Origin of the sequence: Polaromonas sp. JS666 (genome assembly GCF_000013865.1) — a bacterium.
GTDB lineage: Bacteria > Pseudomonadota > Gammaproteobacteria > Burkholderiales > Burkholderiaceae_C > Polaromonas.
The window spans coordinates 246,028-262,934 of record NC_007950.1; the positions used below are offsets into that span (position 1 = coordinate 246,028).

18 protein-coding genes are annotated in these 16,907 nt (G+C 56.9%); 3 read left to right on the plus strand and 15 right to left on the minus strand.

The annotated features are described in order from the left end of the window. Positions 1-38: 38 nt before the first annotated feature. The 14 genes from BPRO_RS27470 to BPRO_RS27530 all read right to left on the minus strand — a co-directional run bounded on the left by BPRO_RS27470 (position 39) and on the right by BPRO_RS27530 (position 12,603). On the minus strand, positions 39-1,094 hold the full coding sequence (locus BPRO_RS27470) for a DUF3150 domain-containing protein (RefSeq protein WP_011486329.1): 1,056 nt from the start codon (positions 1,092-1,094) through the stop codon (positions 39-41). A gap of 368 nt (positions 1,095-1,462) precedes the next feature. Continuing rightward, positions 1,463-4,021: an adenosylcobalamin-dependent ribonucleoside-diphosphate reductase gene (locus BPRO_RS27475; protein ID WP_041390814.1), complete on the minus strand. Its 2,559-nt coding sequence runs from the start codon at positions 4,019-4,021 to the stop codon at positions 1,463-1,465. 389 nt (positions 4,022-4,410) lie between these two features. Further along, on the minus strand, positions 4,411-4,740 hold the full coding sequence (locus BPRO_RS27480) for a KTSC domain-containing protein (protein WP_011486331.1): 330 nt from the start codon (positions 4,738-4,740) through the stop codon (positions 4,411-4,413). A gap of 1 nt (position 4,741) precedes the next feature. After that, positions 4,742-5,053 carry a hypothetical protein gene (locus tag BPRO_RS27485; protein ID WP_011486332.1) on the minus strand — a complete coding sequence of 104 codons (312 nt, stop codon included), beginning with the start codon at positions 5,051-5,053 and terminating at the stop codon, positions 4,742-4,744. Continuing rightward, positions 5,050-5,994 (minus strand): hypothetical protein, encoded by a 945-nt coding sequence (locus tag BPRO_RS27490; RefSeq protein ID WP_011486333.1) that lies wholly within the window; start codon positions 5,992-5,994, stop codon positions 5,050-5,052. The genes BPRO_RS27485 and BPRO_RS27490 overlap by 4 nt, the downstream gene beginning before the upstream one ends. Beyond that, a complete protein-coding gene (locus tag BPRO_RS27495; RefSeq protein WP_011486334.1) occupies positions 5,991-7,031 on the minus strand; it encodes an AAA family ATPase in 1,041 nt (346 codons plus the stop codon). Before BPRO_RS27495 ends, BPRO_RS27490 begins: the two co-directional genes overlap by 4 nt. Beyond that, a complete protein-coding gene (locus BPRO_RS27500) occupies positions 7,021-7,695 on the minus strand; it encodes a hypothetical protein (RefSeq protein WP_011486335.1) in 675 nt (224 codons plus the stop codon). The genes BPRO_RS27495 and BPRO_RS27500 overlap by 11 nt, the downstream gene beginning before the upstream one ends. A gap of 181 nt (positions 7,696-7,876) precedes the next feature. Further along, complete coding sequence (locus tag BPRO_RS30035) at positions 7,877-8,182, minus strand: hypothetical protein (protein WP_041390722.1); 306 nt, start codon at positions 8,180-8,182, stop codon at positions 7,877-7,879. A gap of 115 nt (positions 8,183-8,297) precedes the next feature. Then, positions 8,298-8,432, minus strand: a complete 135-nt coding sequence (locus tag BPRO_RS30765) for a hypothetical protein (RefSeq protein WP_255349060.1) — start codon at positions 8,430-8,432, stop codon at positions 8,298-8,300. A gap of 352 nt (positions 8,433-8,784) precedes the next feature. Continuing rightward, complete coding sequence (locus BPRO_RS27510) at positions 8,785-9,627, minus strand: PRTRC system ThiF family protein (protein ID WP_011486338.1); 843 nt, start codon at positions 9,625-9,627, stop codon at positions 8,785-8,787. Next, positions 9,627-10,220: a PRTRC system protein A gene (locus BPRO_RS27515; RefSeq protein ID WP_011486339.1), complete on the minus strand. Its 594-nt coding sequence runs from the start codon at positions 10,218-10,220 to the stop codon at positions 9,627-9,629. The genes BPRO_RS27510 and BPRO_RS27515 overlap by 1 nt, the downstream gene beginning before the upstream one ends. Further along, entirely contained in the window at positions 10,220-10,987 is a 768-nt protein-coding gene (locus BPRO_RS27520; RefSeq protein WP_011486340.1) for a PRTRC system protein B, read from the minus strand. Before BPRO_RS27520 ends, BPRO_RS27515 begins: the two co-directional genes overlap by 1 nt. A gap of 165 nt (positions 10,988-11,152) precedes the next feature. Continuing rightward, entirely contained in the window at positions 11,153-12,103 is a 951-nt protein-coding gene (locus BPRO_RS27525; protein WP_011486341.1) for a hypothetical protein, read from the minus strand. Positions 12,104-12,162: 59 nt separating this feature from the next. Further along, the gene (locus tag BPRO_RS27530) at positions 12,163-12,603 is read right to left on the minus strand and encodes a PRTRC system protein C (protein ID WP_011486342.1); all 441 of its coding nucleotides are present in this window, start codon (positions 12,601-12,603) and stop codon (positions 12,163-12,165) included. A gap of 299 nt (positions 12,604-12,902) precedes the next feature. Between BPRO_RS27530 and BPRO_RS27535 the strand changes: the two genes are divergently transcribed. The 3 genes from BPRO_RS27535 to BPRO_RS27545 all read left to right on the plus strand — a co-directional run bounded on the left by BPRO_RS27535 (position 12,903) and on the right by BPRO_RS27545 (position 14,915). Next, positions 12,903-13,604 (plus strand): hypothetical protein, encoded by a 702-nt coding sequence (locus BPRO_RS27535; RefSeq protein ID WP_011486343.1) that lies wholly within the window; start codon positions 12,903-12,905, stop codon positions 13,602-13,604. 137 nt (positions 13,605-13,741) lie between these two features. Then, the gene (locus BPRO_RS30680; protein ID WP_232291613.1) at positions 13,742-14,044 is read left to right on the plus strand and encodes a helix-turn-helix domain-containing protein; all 303 of its coding nucleotides are present in this window, start codon (positions 13,742-13,744) and stop codon (positions 14,042-14,044) included. Between the two features lie 34 nt (positions 14,045-14,078). Further along, the gene (locus BPRO_RS27545) at positions 14,079-14,915 is read left to right on the plus strand and encodes an IS630 family transposase (RefSeq protein ID WP_232291614.1); all 837 of its coding nucleotides are present in this window, start codon (positions 14,079-14,081) and stop codon (positions 14,913-14,915) included. A 48-nt stretch (positions 14,916-14,963) separates the two neighbouring features. Here BPRO_RS27545 and BPRO_RS27550 read toward each other — a convergent pair whose 3' ends face one another. Then, positions 14,964-16,259: a replication initiation protein gene (locus BPRO_RS27550; protein ID WP_011486345.1), complete on the minus strand. Its 1,296-nt coding sequence runs from the start codon at positions 16,257-16,259 to the stop codon at positions 14,964-14,966. Positions 16,260-16,907 lie beyond the last annotated feature (648 nt).

The following is a 16,907-nucleotide window of genomic DNA, read 5'->3' on the forward strand; positions in this document are numbered from 1 at the left end:
CTTTCTGAAAAGAGAAGCGGGCCCGAAGGCCAGCATGCTCAGAAGTTGAAAAAGTTCGCCGCTGGAGGCGGCGTGTAGGCGACCGGCTGGAATGCCGGACCTCGTGGCTGCTCGAAGCCGGGAGTGGCCTCAAACAGTCCTGGCGCCTTCGGAAACGGCTGCGAGGGCGCTGGCACTGCCAAGGCCTTTGGCGCGACCGCTTTGTACGGCTGGCCAAAAGCTTCGTCGTAGACCATCGCAACGTCGGATTCGGTCACTTTCGTGCCGATGACCAGCGCTTGATCCGGGGAGCTCAGTATGGAGGTGAGTCCATAAAGATTCCGGAGGTCAGCACCCTCGATGCGCCCCTCAGGCGGCATCACGGACAAGACATGACGGATCATGCTTGCCAGTGCCCCGACTCTGGGATCAACAAAGTTGAACCCGTCGAGCTTGTCGGCCATAGCCAACAGCGGGCGGAAGGCCTTGCGGGTGACACCGTCGCGATTCTTCAGGCTTTCATCGAGAAGCTTGCTCGAGGCCTTGGCGATGTCGTTGAGCAGGTTGCCGAGGAGACCCCCGACTTTGCTTTCGAGGCCCTTGGCCATCAGCCCACCTTCGTCACCCGCTGAAATACGAACACCATCCCAGTCAAACTGGATCTGGGCGTCGACGTAGGCGATGTCGAAGGCATTGCCCTTGATGATCGCTTCCCACCGCGGATTTTGCTTGGCAAATTTGTCAAGTATCTGCGGGTAGCGTGCCATCAGGTCGGCCTTGAGACTCAGGCCTCTGGTCACGAGCACGTTGAGCTCCTTGGCCAGGTCCTGCGCCTTGTGGTCTGGGATAGCAAAGCCACCCAGGAACGGAGCGCCAATGGAGGAGCACGCCCGTTGCATTGCGCCTTTGACAGCGCCGAGCTTTGCCAGCTCTGCCTTGTCGAAGACGCGTTTGACACCCAGCGCCATGACTTGCTTTGTTTTGTCGACATCAATGGTGACATTGAGGGCCGACTGCAGGTCTGCGGAACTGAGCTTTCTGTTGCCGTGAAAGAGGCGACAGTTGAGTGTGAACAAGCAAATCTTGTCCAACGTTTGCTTGGCAATTTGTGCCATTGCAGACTCCTAAAAATAGAAGATGAGCCCGGAGGACTCAAAATCCTCTCGGGTTATGGCTGCTAGCGCAGCTGCTTGACGAGCATGTGCTCGATCAGGAATTCACGCGACGAAGTGCGAATTGCTGATCGATCTCAAATGGGGTGCTCAAAGAAAATGTATGACCGGTTGTGGTCACTGGCTCCATCTCAGGGGAGCTGCCTGTGAAAAGATTATGGCAGAGAATTCCCCGCACGTACAGTGACAAAGTAGGTGGTCAGGTGCAAAAAAAATCCCCCCGTGGCCATTTGGCACACGGGGGGATTTCTAGAACTTACGGCTTGTCACTCGCTGCAGAAGATGAGCGATCTTTTGACCGCCCTCCGCTTTTACCCGCAGGCCCCAATCGACTGGCATGAAGTACAGCGTTCGCACCCATCGGACCGTATAACGGCGTAGGCCCCGCATTCGCCGCACTTTTTACCCGGCTGGACGGCGCTGTACACCATTGCTGGTGCCGCCGCGTCCAGGATACTCGCCGTTTTCGCTTCCTCGACTGTGGGAGCAGTCAATTTAAGCAAGTCACGCAGCGGCACCTGATTACCGTCCGCGTCCAGGAATCCTCGGTGAAAGAGAATCTGCTGTATCGCATAGGCAAGCGCCCCAACCTCCGAGTCATGGAACCTGGGTACCTTGCCCCCGTCGGCCTTCTCGAAGAAGCCATATCGCACGCGCCCGCGATCAGATTTGACCTGGCGCGCATCCTGCAGGGCTTTGCCGAGCTGGCCGCTACGTGCGTTCAGCGAGAGCTGCCGCGCAAAGGAGGAAATCCACTCCTGCGGCACGTCGCTTTGGCTGCTTGGGATAAAGATCTCCATAGGCCTTTCGACCACTACGTCCTTTCCATCGACAACGCCAGGTACCTTCGCAAAGGATACCGAGATATACATCGACTTCGTGCCGGATTCAGTGATGTAGTGGATTCGGCTATTCACCGCATCCAAGTCGCCGTCCGGCCGCCTATCAAAGAGGACCTTCAACGGGTCTATGTCCTTGACTTCGACCGACTTGGCTTCTGTCGCGGCCGTGCCGACGCTCAGAACCGCACCCAGGGTCTTGTTGGGCCTGTATGTCGCCAACCCCTTCAAGTTCGCCTTCCAGGCCTGCATGTACAGGTTCTTGAAGTCGTCGTACGGGTAGTCTTCCGGGACGTTAACTGTCTTGGAGATTGCCGTATCGATCAATGGCTGCACCGCCGCCATCACCGCCAGATGCTCCGCTGCGCTCATCTCCTGCGCAGTCACGATCGACGGGGGGATGCAATCCTTGACCTGATAGGTCTTCCCCGCGACTTCGAAGGCCGGCTGGTACCTGCTTACGGCTTCCAGCAATGGCGCCCGGAGCTCCTGGGCGCACACGGTCTCGAGGAACACGCGGAATGCATGATCCACCACGTTGTAGTTCACGTGGCCGTCACCAACACGCTTTTTGCGCGTATAGGCGAGCGCAAATGGTGGCTCGATGCCATTGGAAGCATTGTCGGCAAAGGCCAGACTCACGGTGCCAGTTGGCGCGATCGACAGCAAGTGGCTGTTCCGAATACCGTGACGCCGAATCCTGTCCTTGAGGGACTTCGGTAGGCGGGACGCGAAGGTACCCTTCTTCAGGTACTTGTCCGCGTCGAACAGGGGGAACGGCCCCTTCTCAATCGCCAGGTCAATCGACGCTTCATACGCGGCATCTCGCATCATGAGCGCGACATGCCGGGAAAACTCGACTCCTTCGATTGAGTTGTAGCGAATCCCCAGCATTGCGAGCATGTCGCCCAGGCCGGTGAACCCCGCGCCAATGCGGCGCTTTGCTTCCGCCTCTTTGCGCTGCTGCTCGAGCGGCCAATGTGTCACTGACAGCACGTTGTCCAAGAATCGAGTTTGTATCTTCACGGCGGCCTTGAAGCCTTCGTCGTCGAAAGCAGCACGTTCAGTGAAAGCACGGCTCACGAACTTCGGAAGAATAATCGGCCCCAGGTCGCAGCAGCCGTATGGCGGAAGCGGCTGTTCCGCGCATGGATTCGTAGCCTCGATCGTCTCCACATAGGAGAGGTTGTTGTCGAGGTTCATGAGATCCAGGAACACGATACCAGGCTCGGCGAAGTCGTAGCACGACTTCATCACGGTGTCCCAGATTTCTGCTGCTGGCACCTCGCGATAGACCCAAAGTCCATCGGATTCGCGCAGATAAGCTCCGGCACGTTGCTGCTCAACGGATGGCTCTGCCTTGTGTACCAGAGGCCACATCTCATTGGCTTCTACTGCTGCCATGAATCCATCGACGATACCGACGGAGACGTTGAAATTGTTCCACCGGCCAACTTCGCGCTTCGCGGTGATGAACTCAAGGATGTCCGGGTGGCTGATCTTCATCACCCCCATCTGCGCACCGCGGCGCGCCCCTGCGCTTTCCACAGTCTTGCACGATGCGTCGAACACGTCGATGTACGAGCAAGGGCCTGAGGCCGAGCTGGCGGTTCCTTTGACGACCGAACCGCGCGGGCGGATCCTGGAAAAGTCGTAGCCGACTCCACCGCCGCGCCGCATCGTTTCTGCCGCTTCGCGAAGGGCCTCATAAATGCCGGGGTAGCCTTCGGTGTCGACGCCCTGGATGGCGTCACCGACTGGCTGCACGAAACAGTTGGCCAGCGTCGCCTTGATGCCCGTGCCTGCGGCTGACATGATCCGGCCAGCGCCAATGGCGCCGCGCATCATGTTGTCAAAGAAAACGCGCTCATACTTCTCGCGCAGCTCGGGTTGCTCGGCTTGGGCAATGCCCTTGGCCACGCGGGCAAAGATCTCGGTCTCAGTGAACTCGTCGCCCTTCGCGTACTTTTCCAGCAGGACGTCAATAGACACTTGCTGGGGCGCCATGGAGGCGATCTGCAGAACTTCCATAGAAGGCTCTGACTTCATAACTATCTCCTTTGAAAAATGGAATGGAACACTGAATTTCGCCGGAGCGAACTCAGTTGTCCCGAGGACGCTCAGGTGAAAACCATTGCGTTTGGCTGAAAACATCAGCTTTGGAGTGCATGACTGCACAACACTCAGCGAGAAGCGCTCGAACGAACGTCTCTTGGTGAGTGGGCTGTGGGGTGTTTTCGGAGGCGAAAGCGCCGGGGCGCTATAGGGACGTCTTGCGACTGGGCTACACACATCCGTGGCAGCTGTAAAAATTTTAATCAATCCAGCAAGGCTTTGCAACCATGCCAGTTTTTGGCGAAATTCCTTTCCTCTGGGCTCAAAAATGAACCCAGAGGAAAGGGGTTACCCCCTCCCCTCCGTTACCGCGGAAAAACCGGGATGCTCCCGTCGCCAGCGACGAGAGCCCAGTTAATAGCCACCACGTTGAGTGTGCGGCTAAGGCGATCAAATTCCTCCTTGAAGAACGATTCGGAAATGGGCTGCACTTCAAATGCGCGCTTCACTTCCCGATTGAGGTAGGTGCCAGCGGAGCCAGCAGCGACCAGAGCTTTCGCTATGCCAATTGGCACATCGAGGTACCTGTAGCAGGCCTTGCTGGTGAATTTCACCAACAAGGACCGTCCAAGGCTGTCGTAAACCACCGAGTGGAGGTTCGACGAGTCAACCGTAGTTGAGAATGAACCGGCCATGCTATGGACGCTTCACCTGGCCAAAACTGACGTCTTGCACCAGGATCTTGACCACTGCCAGCTGTTGCTCGCCCGCGTTGACGAGCTCTTGCACCAAGGTCCCCTTAATGGTGACCCGTTGTGCCTTCGCTCCGCGCTCTGCGATCGACTCGGCAAGGGCCCCTTCGGCCCTGCAGCGCCACATTGACCGGCTGGGTGCATCGCCCGTCAGGACGCTGTGCGAAAGATTGAACTCGCACACGACGCCCTTTTTGCCTTCTAGGAGAACCGGCTTTTCGGTCAGATCTCCCTCCATGACAATGACATTGATCATGGCAGCACCAGGATCGTGAAGCAGTTCTTTTGCGAGCGCCCACCGGTGGGGTTGCTCGTAGGAAGACTGCCGTGGCTTTGGATCGCGACCTTATCGCCGATCTTCGCCCTCGATTCCACAATTCCCCGTTCGAGGTCAGTGCCCCACACGCGGTGAAGCTTGCCTTCGTTCGGTTTATCGATCAGCTCCAGGTCGACGCAGTACTGGTCGAATGATGGACGGGTCCCGATTGTGCGCGGCTCGACGCCGAACTTCACAACGATTCCACATACCTCTTCTTCGACCTTTGCCCTTGGCCGAGGTGACTTCGGAGCGACTGGCGCAGCGGGCTTTACTGCAGGTGCTGCCACGGGAGGCTTCACCGGCTGAGCTGGGGGGGTTGCCTTGACAACGGAGGCCGCCTGTGGAGCGGCTACCGAAGCTACCGGTGGCATCGTAGACACCACCCTCGCGTCAGCAGGTTTCGCTGCCGCGTTTCGCGCACATTCGATACCGAACTGAGTGCCAGCGGTCCGCTTGCGCAGCCAGGACTCGAAATCCCGGACGCTGACCTCCATCATCGTCGCCGGCGTGTCGCCAACCCCCATTTGAATTGGAGCAAACGGCACCCGGCTCAACCCGACGGAAGCGCGGAGAAGCGGATTCAGGAAAGTGACTTCCCGATAGACCGTGCGCGTGTCAAGGTACAGCCAAAGCTTGACCTGGGCAAGTACACGGCCGCGACTGTCGATGACAGCACGCGACGTTATCTCAGACTCCTTGTACCCCGAAAATTCGGTGTACGCCCGGGATGGGCTGGCGGTCCTGAGGATCAACTTGCGCTCTTTCACTTTCGTGATTTGAGCGATAACCGGGCTCGCCACGAAGGCGGCGACTCGGAACAGCATTTCGAGAAAGGCTGGGACGGCCGTGAGGCCGAGGGAAACTGACTTTGTGGTCATGCTTGAGTGTTCTCAGGATTGATGCCTGTCGCCAGTCGGAACGCCTCATGGAGGGCCGACCGGACTTCAGGACGTTGACGGTTCGCGAGAACCGTGTCGAGCGCCATGTACAGCGGCTGCAGTTGGGGAGTGCCCCCGGCATAAGCGCGTGCGTAAAGCACTGTCCACTTCGCCATTCGTGCGGAACACCGCACGGACATCGTGCACGGCAGTGCGCCTGCGCTGTCGCTTTCGCCCATGTAGGCTTTGCGAACCGCGGAGGCGCCCTGCGCAACAGCAATGGCGATATTTTCGATCTCACCGGCGTTCAGGCTTGGTGCCGCCAGTGATTTCTTGATGATGTCAACCTCCACGTCCTGCTCAGGATACTTCGTGTGCACGTCGACAAAGCGATCATCGTTGGCCAGGTCCTGGTTCTGCCGGCCGTTGTAGCCAGCAGTTTTCGGGTTGATCGTCGCAAACACCCTAAAGCCGGGTGCCGGGACAATGGTCTCGCCAGTCTCTGGGATGGTGTATTGGCGGCCTTCGAGGAAGGCGTTCAATCCTGTGGCTTCACCAGGGTCGAGGACGTTGTACTCGTCGACGAGTACCGACATTCCGTGCCTGGCTGCCATCGTCACCGGGCCGTCGCGCCAGTAGACACCGCTAGGACCGGGGAAAAATCCCCCGATCACGTCACGGCTGCTCAGCTGCGGGTTAGCGCCCAACGTTATCAGCGGCAGGTTGAGTGCCGCGTGAAACGTACACACCGCCTCGGTCTTCCCGGTTCCGGTGTGGCCAATCAGCTTCAAGCTCGTGTCGCCAGAGAACCAGAACAGCACCATCGTTTTGATGAGCTCGGGATCCCAGACGTAGTTGCTCGCTACTTTGGGCGTTTTGACCGTGGGGGTGTCCCACGGCCGGTCAAACCCAGTGATGGGGTAACCAAATGGGACAGGAAAGACGTCTGACGCCTTGTAGTCCATGAAGGCCGGTTTAGCGGCCTCTTGTTGCACAGCGAGAGTTGCCTCTGCTGTTGCCACGTTGTCAGCACTCATTGCTGCTCCTTTGATTGACGCAATCGATAGCCTGGGCTATCGCTTCGCGACGGAAAGATTTGTATTCACCTGAACGAATCTTTGCTTCGGTTTCCCGAAGAAGGGTCATCAGGGCGGCTTTCACGCCGGTTCGCAGTTCATCTGGGTCGTAACCCAAAATCTTGCAGCACCAGGTAAAAGGGAATGAGGTCTGTTTGACGCCGGAGATCATGTCCTTCGTTGGCGGTGGCCACGCGTAGAGACTTCGGTCTTCGAGAAACATCCATTCGAGTGTGTCGATTTTTTCATCGACCCCACCCACGTCAGCAAGGCATCCGAGTACCGTTTCGAAGAAACAGGCAACGAACTTGAAAGGGTTGACGATCAGCGCTTCAATGTCGGCCGCTTTGTCGTTCAAGGTCGGCTCGTCTTTTACGACGAACTCGATCTCGACCTGGGCGGTTTTCTGTTGCTCGATCTCCCTGAGCAGCTTTTCACCTTTGGGGGTGAAGATGGGCCGTTTGAGGATTTCGAGATGAAGCGGTTTGAGGTTGGTGTAGTCAAGAACGTAGGCGAGTCTTCGTCGCTGTTGCTCTTCACGTTCGGGTAGCACCTCTTCGTCATCCGCATGGAATGAGAATGCTTGCTGAGTGAGCGAGGCCGGCATGAATTGCGGCTTCGTCACGGGTACTCCTACGAGTAGTAGGTCAGGCTGGTCTTCAAAGTCGGGTGGCGCCAGCTATGCCAATCCCCCGAATTCTTTTATCGAATACTTGTGAATGAAAACTCTGCTTTCATTAAGAAATACTCATCGTCAAAAGAGGCTTGTTCAAGCGCCGAAGCGCTTGAACAATTCCAGACCCTCATCAGATGATGACGGTCTCGCCTTCTGCCACAGCAGCAAGCACCTCGCGGTACTCTTTGCTGACGGCACGATTCTCAGAGAGGTCGCGGACAGCCTCGCTGAAACCTGCGTCGCAGAGTTCTTCTGCAACCTGGGCCGCTTGTCCCAAAGGGAGTTCGTGGATCCAGCGTGGCTCGGCTGCGTACATACCTGCCACAAGTGCCGGCGTTTTGCGGGCAGCTTTCTCGATTGCCGTCGCACGGATTTTGTGCTGGGCAGTTGCTTGAAAGTGGCTCGTGAGAGCCATTTGGTTGAAGTCGATGACCATGATGCTTCCTATCTTTGGGAAAAAAAAGGGGGCACCACTCCCGAAGGGAGGATGACTCCCAGCGGGGTTGAAAAAAATGGCGAGGTAAGCCGTGAGGCCTATTCGACAGTGACGCTTACTTTGCTTGTTCCAGAGCAGCTTCAATGTTCGCGGCGCGGGAGCTGTGGCTTTTAGCCGAAGAAACCGAAACGCTTTTGAAAGCCGAAACCGAAACGAACGCGATCAGGGCCAACACGATGATAGTTTTCATCAAAATACTCCTAGAGCTACCAACAATGTTGGTGAAAAACTCATCGCTTTCGCGACGAGGATTAAAAGCAAATGCGGTTAAGGCATCTGCACAGGCTGTTCACGCACAGCTATCGTCACCGGCTTTCGCTGGAGAGAAAATTCAGCATTGAGTCCTATGGCAAGACGCAAGGCTGATTTCACTCAGGCAGGGGAAACTAGTGGGAAGGGGTATCAATGGCTGAATGCCGTTGAATCAGGGCGGGACTGTTGACGAGTGGCGCCGCACACGACCGCTTTCGCGATGGAATGGAATTTACCACGAAACCAACAAAAAAAGGTGGGTGCATAACGCACCCACCTTTAATTTTTTTCTAAGCTCTAGTCACTCCCTTGGACTTTCGTCGCTCGGGAGCCGGCTTTCTCGTACGTAGCCGAATATGCGCTTTCGCGACACCGTAGCCAAAGCGCGCCCAGGCCTTCTCACAAACGGGCAACGAAGTTACCCGCCCGGTCTCCAGATTCACAAACACACCGTGAAAGGTGATCTTGTGGTGACGCAGGAGATCCCAGAGCATCGCCATCCCGTGGCTCACCAGCGTCCGGTTGATGAAGAGGCTCTGGCGTGCCAAGGCTTCCGCCAATGAGCAGCTCGGCCCTTCATCCGGATCCACAACTTTCGGATCCATCACCTCGGGGAACAGTTCGCCGACGTGCGGCAATGTCCCTCCGTTGGTCTTCCGGTTGGCTCCCACTACCTGGCCCAGGATGGCCTGGCCATCCTTTGCCCTGTTTCCGAAGTCCAGGTAGTAGGCCCCGCTCGGGCCCCGCTCCATTGCCCGCATGATGCTCAACCGGGCCTTTCTGGTGTCGACCGCGCCGATCACGATGTCAAAGTGCAGCGTGTCGGACATGGAAACCTTGCTAGGACAGGACGTCCAGTCGGTGCCCATAGTCATGTTCACTCGCTGCACAAGCACGTCCGCCTTGTACTGGCCAAGATCTGCAGGAAAGAACCACTGGCGCCCGATGTTTGACTCGCTCACGCGGTCGTCGTCGTACACAGTGACGCTCAGACCGCCAGGGTGACCCAGCTTTACCAGCGCATAGTGCATTTGCGCCAGCGCCGTGATTACCTGTGAGCCGGTGCCCCCGGCGCCGACAAGTGCAACAGAGATCGTTTTTTGCAACAGCTGTGGATTGATCGCATGTTCCATCAAATCACCTCCATGAGATTGACCGCGACCCCGAGCATGGATAGCCGGCTCACGAATTGCGGAGTTTCGTCCGATACCCGGCCAAGGACAGCCGAAATGCAGAGTTGATCTGCATCGTCAGCGTTGTCTTGCTCCGAGAAGAATGCCGGCAGTTCTCCGTGCGAATGGATATCCATCACCAGGTGAACGCCATCTTCCAATTGAGGGCGTTCAAATTTGACATGCCCAGCCGATACCGAAATATTGGCAAGGGGCAAGTAGCGAAACTGGCAAGTCTCGGCCTCCCACACAATCCACGCCGCTGTTTCCATGGGCGTGGCCGCGCGGGCCTGCAGAACGAACCTGTCGAGCAAGGCCTTCGGAACCGGTCCGCAGCGCAGCTTGATGCCAAGCCGAGGGCCGGCGCCGTAAGGCGTCTGCCGGGCGAACGGTGCGGAGATGGCCTGGATCGCGTGCAGCCAAGGCCGGGACACCTCCATCAGCACCTGGTGCCTCGTGAGGATAAAACGGTCACCCGTCGTCTCCAAAGGGCTTAGCGCCTCAAATCGAGGGGCAAGCACCGTTGGGAATTGGCTTTGAATGATCGCATCCATCACCGCTCTCCCAACCTGCTCAGCGTTGCACCGATTGTTTTTTTCATCGGCTTGAGCGCTGCCGCAGGGAATTCCTTCGCTTCCGTCTCCATCAGGTCGGCGATGAATGCGTAAGGATCGTCTCCCACAATCGGCACCGTGCCGTTGTAGTGGGTAAAGACGCTGCTGAAGAACAGAGCCTGCCAGGCGGAAATGTCCTTCACAGTTTTACCGGCCGGCTTGACGCCATCGCCCCAGCAAACGCTCCCGTCTTCGCCGACGTTCAGCAACGGAGCGCGGTACAGCGATGTGTCAGAGGTAGGACGTTCGCTCTTCTCCAGCGCAAAAACGTAGAGGCCTTCGAACGCGCCCCCCGCATTGCGGTTGCGCATCATCGCGAAGACTAACGCCGGCGTTGGGACATTTCCCGAGACGCCTTGGAGCCGCGATTTTCCAGCCAGTTCATGCATGCTGACATCGAAGCTCATCAGTTGGGTGCCTTTCGGCATCCACCACGCGAGCAGGGAGTCATTTGCGACCAGCACATTGGCAGGAATCACTTCAAAGTCTTGCTTGAGACCCTGTTGGGCCTGCTGGGCAAGCAGCTTGAGGTTTTTGGATGTCAAGGTGACGCCAGGCGCCAGCTCGAATTCGCCGTCGCTCTTGCGAACAACATGGTGAGTTGCAAAGGTGGTTGCATCCTCTTTCTCACTGGAACCGTAGAACACGATTGCACTGCGCGGAATGTGGTTCTGCACGCTGGCGATGCCATTAATTGAGTTTTGCATAGTGTTGACGCCGGGGTGCGGCGAATGAGTGCCTTGCGGCGATAGGCTGTTGGAAACGACAGCTCGTTTACCTGGGTAGGTGCAGGAATTATTGCATAGGAGCGGGTAACCGTTCAAGCAAAAAAAAATCCACCCGGTTTTTAAGCGGGTGGATTTGTTGCAATTTCAAGTGACAAACGTTTTCATTGCCGTGTGGAGGTCGCCCACAGCGATTTGCATCGCCAACAGGTGCTCAACCGCCCGAACATCATCTTCCACTTGCTGGAGTGCGGACTCGGGTCTCACGGAAACCTGAAGCACGTTCTCGCGGGAGACGCCGGCGTTATGGCGATCCTCGACGGCCTCATCGAGGGCGTGCCTAAGCTGCGCGCTGTCGGTATCCCAAAGGAAGACAAAGCTCGGCTCGACACATCCCCAACGATCCTCATCGTCAGAACACCTGAGGTGACCACGCTTGATGACTTTGCGAAGCTTCAAAATCGCCGTCGCTAAGGCAGCGTCCTTCTGCGACCGGCCCTTCGCCATCTCGCGGAGCTGTTGGATCGAGGCAAGAGGCTTTGGCCCAGGCTTCTTGTAGCCCAGTTTCTTCATGTGGGCATCCCACTTTGAAGGCAAGACGTAAGGAAAGTCTTCGGGCTTCATGGCGGGGATGTCCTCACCCTCGCCCTCCCAGTGATTCATTGCGAATTCCTCAAGGATATCCGCGTCGTTGTCACAGTGGTACCAGTTCATTGAACCGTACATATCCCGAATCACCTCGGGGGCCCAGATCTCCAGGCCCAGGTACGCGACTTGGTCGATCGCTTTTGCCGCATCGTGGGCAAGCACTTTGTTGCGGCATCTCTTCATGAATTCCTTCATGTAGATCGGCTCTGGACAGTCCAGGAACAGCTGCACGGTGAGAAGGTCACCGCCGAACTCCGGGTTGTTTCCTGAGCGGTAGCCAGTGACTTCGGGTTGAATGGCGAGCGCGTCCTTCGGCAGGAAGCTTCTCAGACTCGCCTGCCATCGTTCGACGATTTCGATACAAGATTTTGGTAGGTCTTGTTCCGAGAGCGTGACCAGGTCGAGCAGCTCGGGGTGCACGTTGCACAGCGCCCTTGCGAGCTTGGCCAACCCCGGGTTGAGTGGAAGTTCGACCGTCAGCTCTTGCAGGTGCGGCGTCTTCGGCGGCGCTACAACAGAAGCGGACAGCTCGATGAAGCCAGCGTCATTGCGGAACCGCCCGTCTGCGGATCCAGCATGAGCTTTAAGTTCGCGAGCGACGGAAGGCCGGATGCTTTGCTGCGAGTTTTGCTTGCCTCGGGCGCAGCGGCTTCGAGGCAGCGAAGAAAAGACGCGGCATGGGCAGGGGCCGTCGCGCGAGCCTTTTTCGCGGGAGCCTTTGAACCTGCGCCTTTCGTACCCGTCGTACGGTGGAAGGTGTAGGTCAGCTCGCCATCCTTGCTAACTGGGCCTTGAACTTCGGCGTTCAGCAACTCAGGGTACATGGCCGACCAGAAGTCCTTGACGGCGGCCGGGCTCATAGAGGGATCAGGATCCGTCAGTGGATTTCCATTGGACATGAAAACCCGTTTCAGTACGGTTGTAGAGACCAAAATAAACTCCTTGCGCATAGCGCTCTAACACGCTCCCGCGGACCCGGATTAACAGGACTTCACGAAACGTGGTTTGGATAACTCCACCAGGCTGGTGGAACGAAGGTCAGCGAACTGACTGGGCAAAATAAAGCATTGCTGGCTATGGAACGGGTCCACTGTATCAGACTCTGGCCGGAGCCTCAAGCGCCTTCCCCCGCCGACCATGCCTCTTGGCGGCGCCAGGATGCTGTGATACATTTCGCGCAGGTAACCCCTCGCCAGCTGGCGCGCAGCCAGCCAATTTCCTGCTTACGCGGGTCTTAAACAAGGACTTTATGTCACTCAAATATCTCATTGATAGGAAGGCGCACGTCTATTGCATTGCGAATAGCCGGGAAACGCGGGTGTTGGATTTCGCGACTGTTCGCGAAGAGGCGAACGCAATGGCGGGCATGCTCGGCAATCGCGACCTTGTCATCGGTTCGTCTGAGGACGGCACGATGAATGCGCTGGCGAAATATCGCCGGCTGAAGCTTCTTTGCGGCCGGGAGGGAAGGCGTAGCCTTTGGTTCGACCCTCGCGTAAAGCAGAAGGTCCAACATGCGCTCCTTACCGCCGTGGCGACCAGGCGGCCCATCCGGCTGATCTACGGGGATTCGGCCAGCGGCCTCGCTTGCCTGGAATACGCCGGCGTTCATGGCTGGGTAACCGCCAGCCAGCAGGACGGCGTAATAAGACCAACGCTGAGCGAGACCCAAAGTCTCGAGACGTCGTGCGCGATCCACGAACTGGACATCGTGCGGGTCATAGATACCAGTTCAAGCCTCGACACTTATGTGCATCCGGCATTCCACTTGCCGGACATGGAAATAGTCGAGAAAAGCGAACGTGGCTTTGAGCTGCGCGTGGATGGAAGCCCGATGCTGGTGGCCGAGCACAAGGTCACGCTAACGAAGTGGACGCGGTTCTTTGCGGGATCGAGCCACGACAGGCCGCAGGTGGTGCCGGTTTTTCATCCGGAATACGACGGTGATTGAAAGAAGGGCCTGGTCATTGATGACCAGGCCCTTTTGTTCGCACCGCACGGCCTCAACCTAAGTAGGCGATTTCGTAAATACGATAACGTATTCTGTTGATAAATTAGAGCGCGTATGGCATTGTGGAGGCAAACCCCGTGAAAGGTTTGCAAATGCCAAGAAAGAGCCCATTCCATATTGATCTGTCAATCGAGGAGGAGCGTGAGTTGCTGCGCCGATCCATGAAATATACGTTGCCTTATTTTGAAGTGCAACGGGCCAAGATGATCCTCATGGCGGCTACCGGAATCGACAACGATGAGATCGCCGCACGGCTTGACACGCGCCGAGAGGTGGTAAGCCTTTGGCGCAAGCGCTTCTTCGTGGAGCGATTGGCGGGCTTGGAGGAAAGAGCCCGCCCAGGTCGCCCCCGGGCTTTTCCCCCCAGAGCTCATCGTTGAGATCAAGGCACTGGCTTGTGAGCTGCCCGTCACTTTGGGCCTGCCTCTGTCCAGACTGAGCGTGGCTGATGTGGCGCGACACGCCGAGCGCTCGGGACTGGTGGCGCGCATCAGCGACAGCACGGTATGGCGCTGGCTGCATGAGGATGCGATCCGCCCATGGCAGCATCGCTGCTGGATCTTTCCACGCGATCCCCACTTCCAGGCCAAGGCCGCTCGCATCCTGGACCTGTATGCGCGCTGCTGGCAGGGACAGGCGCTGCGCGAGGACGAGTTCGTCATCTCCACCGACGAGAAGACCAGCATCCAGGCCCGTGTGCGGATCCACCCAAGTCTGCCGACCCGCCCTGGCCAGACGATGCGCGTGGAACACGAGTACGCCCGTGGCGGTGCCTGGGCCTACCTGGCAGCCCTGGATGTGCACCGCGCCAAGGTGTTCGGCCGCTGCGAATCAAGCAGCGGCATCGCGCCGTTCGAACGGCTGGTCGATCAGGTCATGAACCAGCCGCCGTACAACGAAGCGCGGCGTGTGTTCTGGATCATGGACAACGGATCGTCACATCGCGGCGAGGCTTCGGTACAGCGCCTGACGCAGGCGCATCCACGATTGGTTCCGGTCCACGGCCCCGTGCACGCAAGCTGGCTCAACCAGATCGAGATCTACTTCTCCATCGTGCAGCGCAAGGCGCTCACGCCCAATGACTTCCCCTGTCTGCAGGCCATCGCCGAGCGGCTGGAAAGCTTCGAGCGCTACTACGAGAGCATCGCCCGTCCGTTTGAGTGGAAGTTCACCCGAGCCGACCTGAACGCCCTGATGGCACGCATGCGATTACGCTATGCCGAAACCCACCCTCTGAAGCTCGCGGCTTGAACAATACGTGCGTGAACTTCCGAAGTGGACTACTAAGGCCCTCGCCTCTCAAGGTTTGCTAAGCAAGGTTTGCGCGAACTCAAGCAAGGTATCTGGCGATGGATCACCCCAGATATCTCGCATCAACCATTGATAGAACGCAGACTGTGAGGCCTTTGTAGACTTCGACTTCAACCGCAGGCTTGCCAGTTCCTGTTGCTCGTTGTAACGATTCACCAACGTAGCCTGGTCATCAGCATCAAGCTCTTTGAAATACTTTTCCGCCTCCTCGATCTGCTGGGCGCGGTAGAGCGCGGCGATGTCAGGCTTGGTGTTTGGTGCTGGCGCTGCAGCCTTCGGCTCAACGTCAGTCACTTCCGTGTTGCTTCCCCACTTCTTCTGCAACGCCATTCGAAAATACGCCGCGGCGTTCTCAAGTTTGTCGACCTTTGTATTGTTTTTTCGCTCATTCGTGTAGTTGATTGCGCCGCGAACATCCGCCGCGGAATACTCCTTTACGAGCTTCCTAGCTTCAGAGCTCAGCACGCCAAGCTTGATCATTTGCCCAACGAGGGCAAGTTCGCTCTCGTCGAGTGGGCTGACCACAGTGGTTGTTCGACCTGGAGTAACCTTGAAGAAGACCCCTTCCACCGTCTTGCCGACTTTTGTTTCGCGGAGCTCCACGCTGATTGCTCCCTCGGCGTTAACTTCTGCGATCGAGGGGTTAAGGACTTTTGCCTTGAATACTTTGTATTGCTCGTATGTTTTGCGGCCTGCAGATTTGCCCAAAATCATGTCGCGGAATATTGGCCAAGGCACTATTGCGGTATTACCCAACTTCTGGAATCGAACACAGTGTTCGTAGATCCCTATTGAGCCTACTCGGCGATACTTCTTTACCACCGCCTCATCTACGAGTGCGTAGATCTCCGGATTCACTACATGTGGTTTGACTTCCGCGCTGATTCGGAAGCGAATGGTGGAACTGGTTATTTCAACGTCCGGGAACGGCACCGAAGACTTCCACTTTGAGCGCTTCGCTTCCGGAGTGATTACGTCCCAAGCGAAGATCACTCGCTGTAGCGCGGTTGCTGAGTCTTTAAGAAATTTTCGGTTCTTCGAATTGAAATCTATCGCAACCATCATCTCGTCGATTCGGACCGTCCAGAATCCATCTGCGTCCGGTTCGGATGAGTTGGCTTTTTTCAGCCAGTGGTTGAACATCTTTTTCTGCGTTGCGGTCAGTTCCACCTGAGGCATTGCATGAACGATCTGAACGGGTTTTCTAAAGGGGTCGGGTATTTCTTTGCCTGGTGGGACAAAGAGGGCGATTTGCTTCTGCGGAGAAGTTGACACCTTGGTCATGCAGGGTACCGGTTCGGAGGACGTTGCTCGGATGGTACCTATGGAACCTTTTTGGCGCAATCCTTTTCTTCTCCCCTTCTTCGGACTCAAAAGGTCTGGACGCCAGCTGTTGTGTATTCTTTAAGAGAACACTTTAAAACCTTTAATACATTTAGGAGGGCTGAAACGTAGTATCCATGCGGGTTTCAAGGGGGTATGGTACCCAGCGCTGGGTGAACGGGGACCCGATGATGGGGCGGAAGGTAGAGGGTTATGGGTAGCTGGTAACCGGAATTGGGGTTGAAGGTATGTGGATATGGGCTTGAAGGTAGCCATAGATGGGATTCGAGTTAGGTACCGGTTAATGGGTGATTCTGAAGGTACCTGAGAGTGGGATAGGAAAACGGTATACGTTTGTGGGGAAGATATGAAGGCGCGCGGCATGTGATGGCTCATCTTGGAGTGAATATCTGCAGCATGAAGCGGCATCTCGCCCACAAAGGTATACTTTTTTGGGCGGCAATTGAGGTACCCGTTTATGGGGATTGATGAAGGTACCAAAAAATGGGTAATGCGATGCTGGCGGGCACAAGGCCTGGATAAGGTTGATCGGCGTGTTTCCCCCAGTAGTCAACACTTTTCAGGTACCTGGTTCTGGGTATTTAGGTA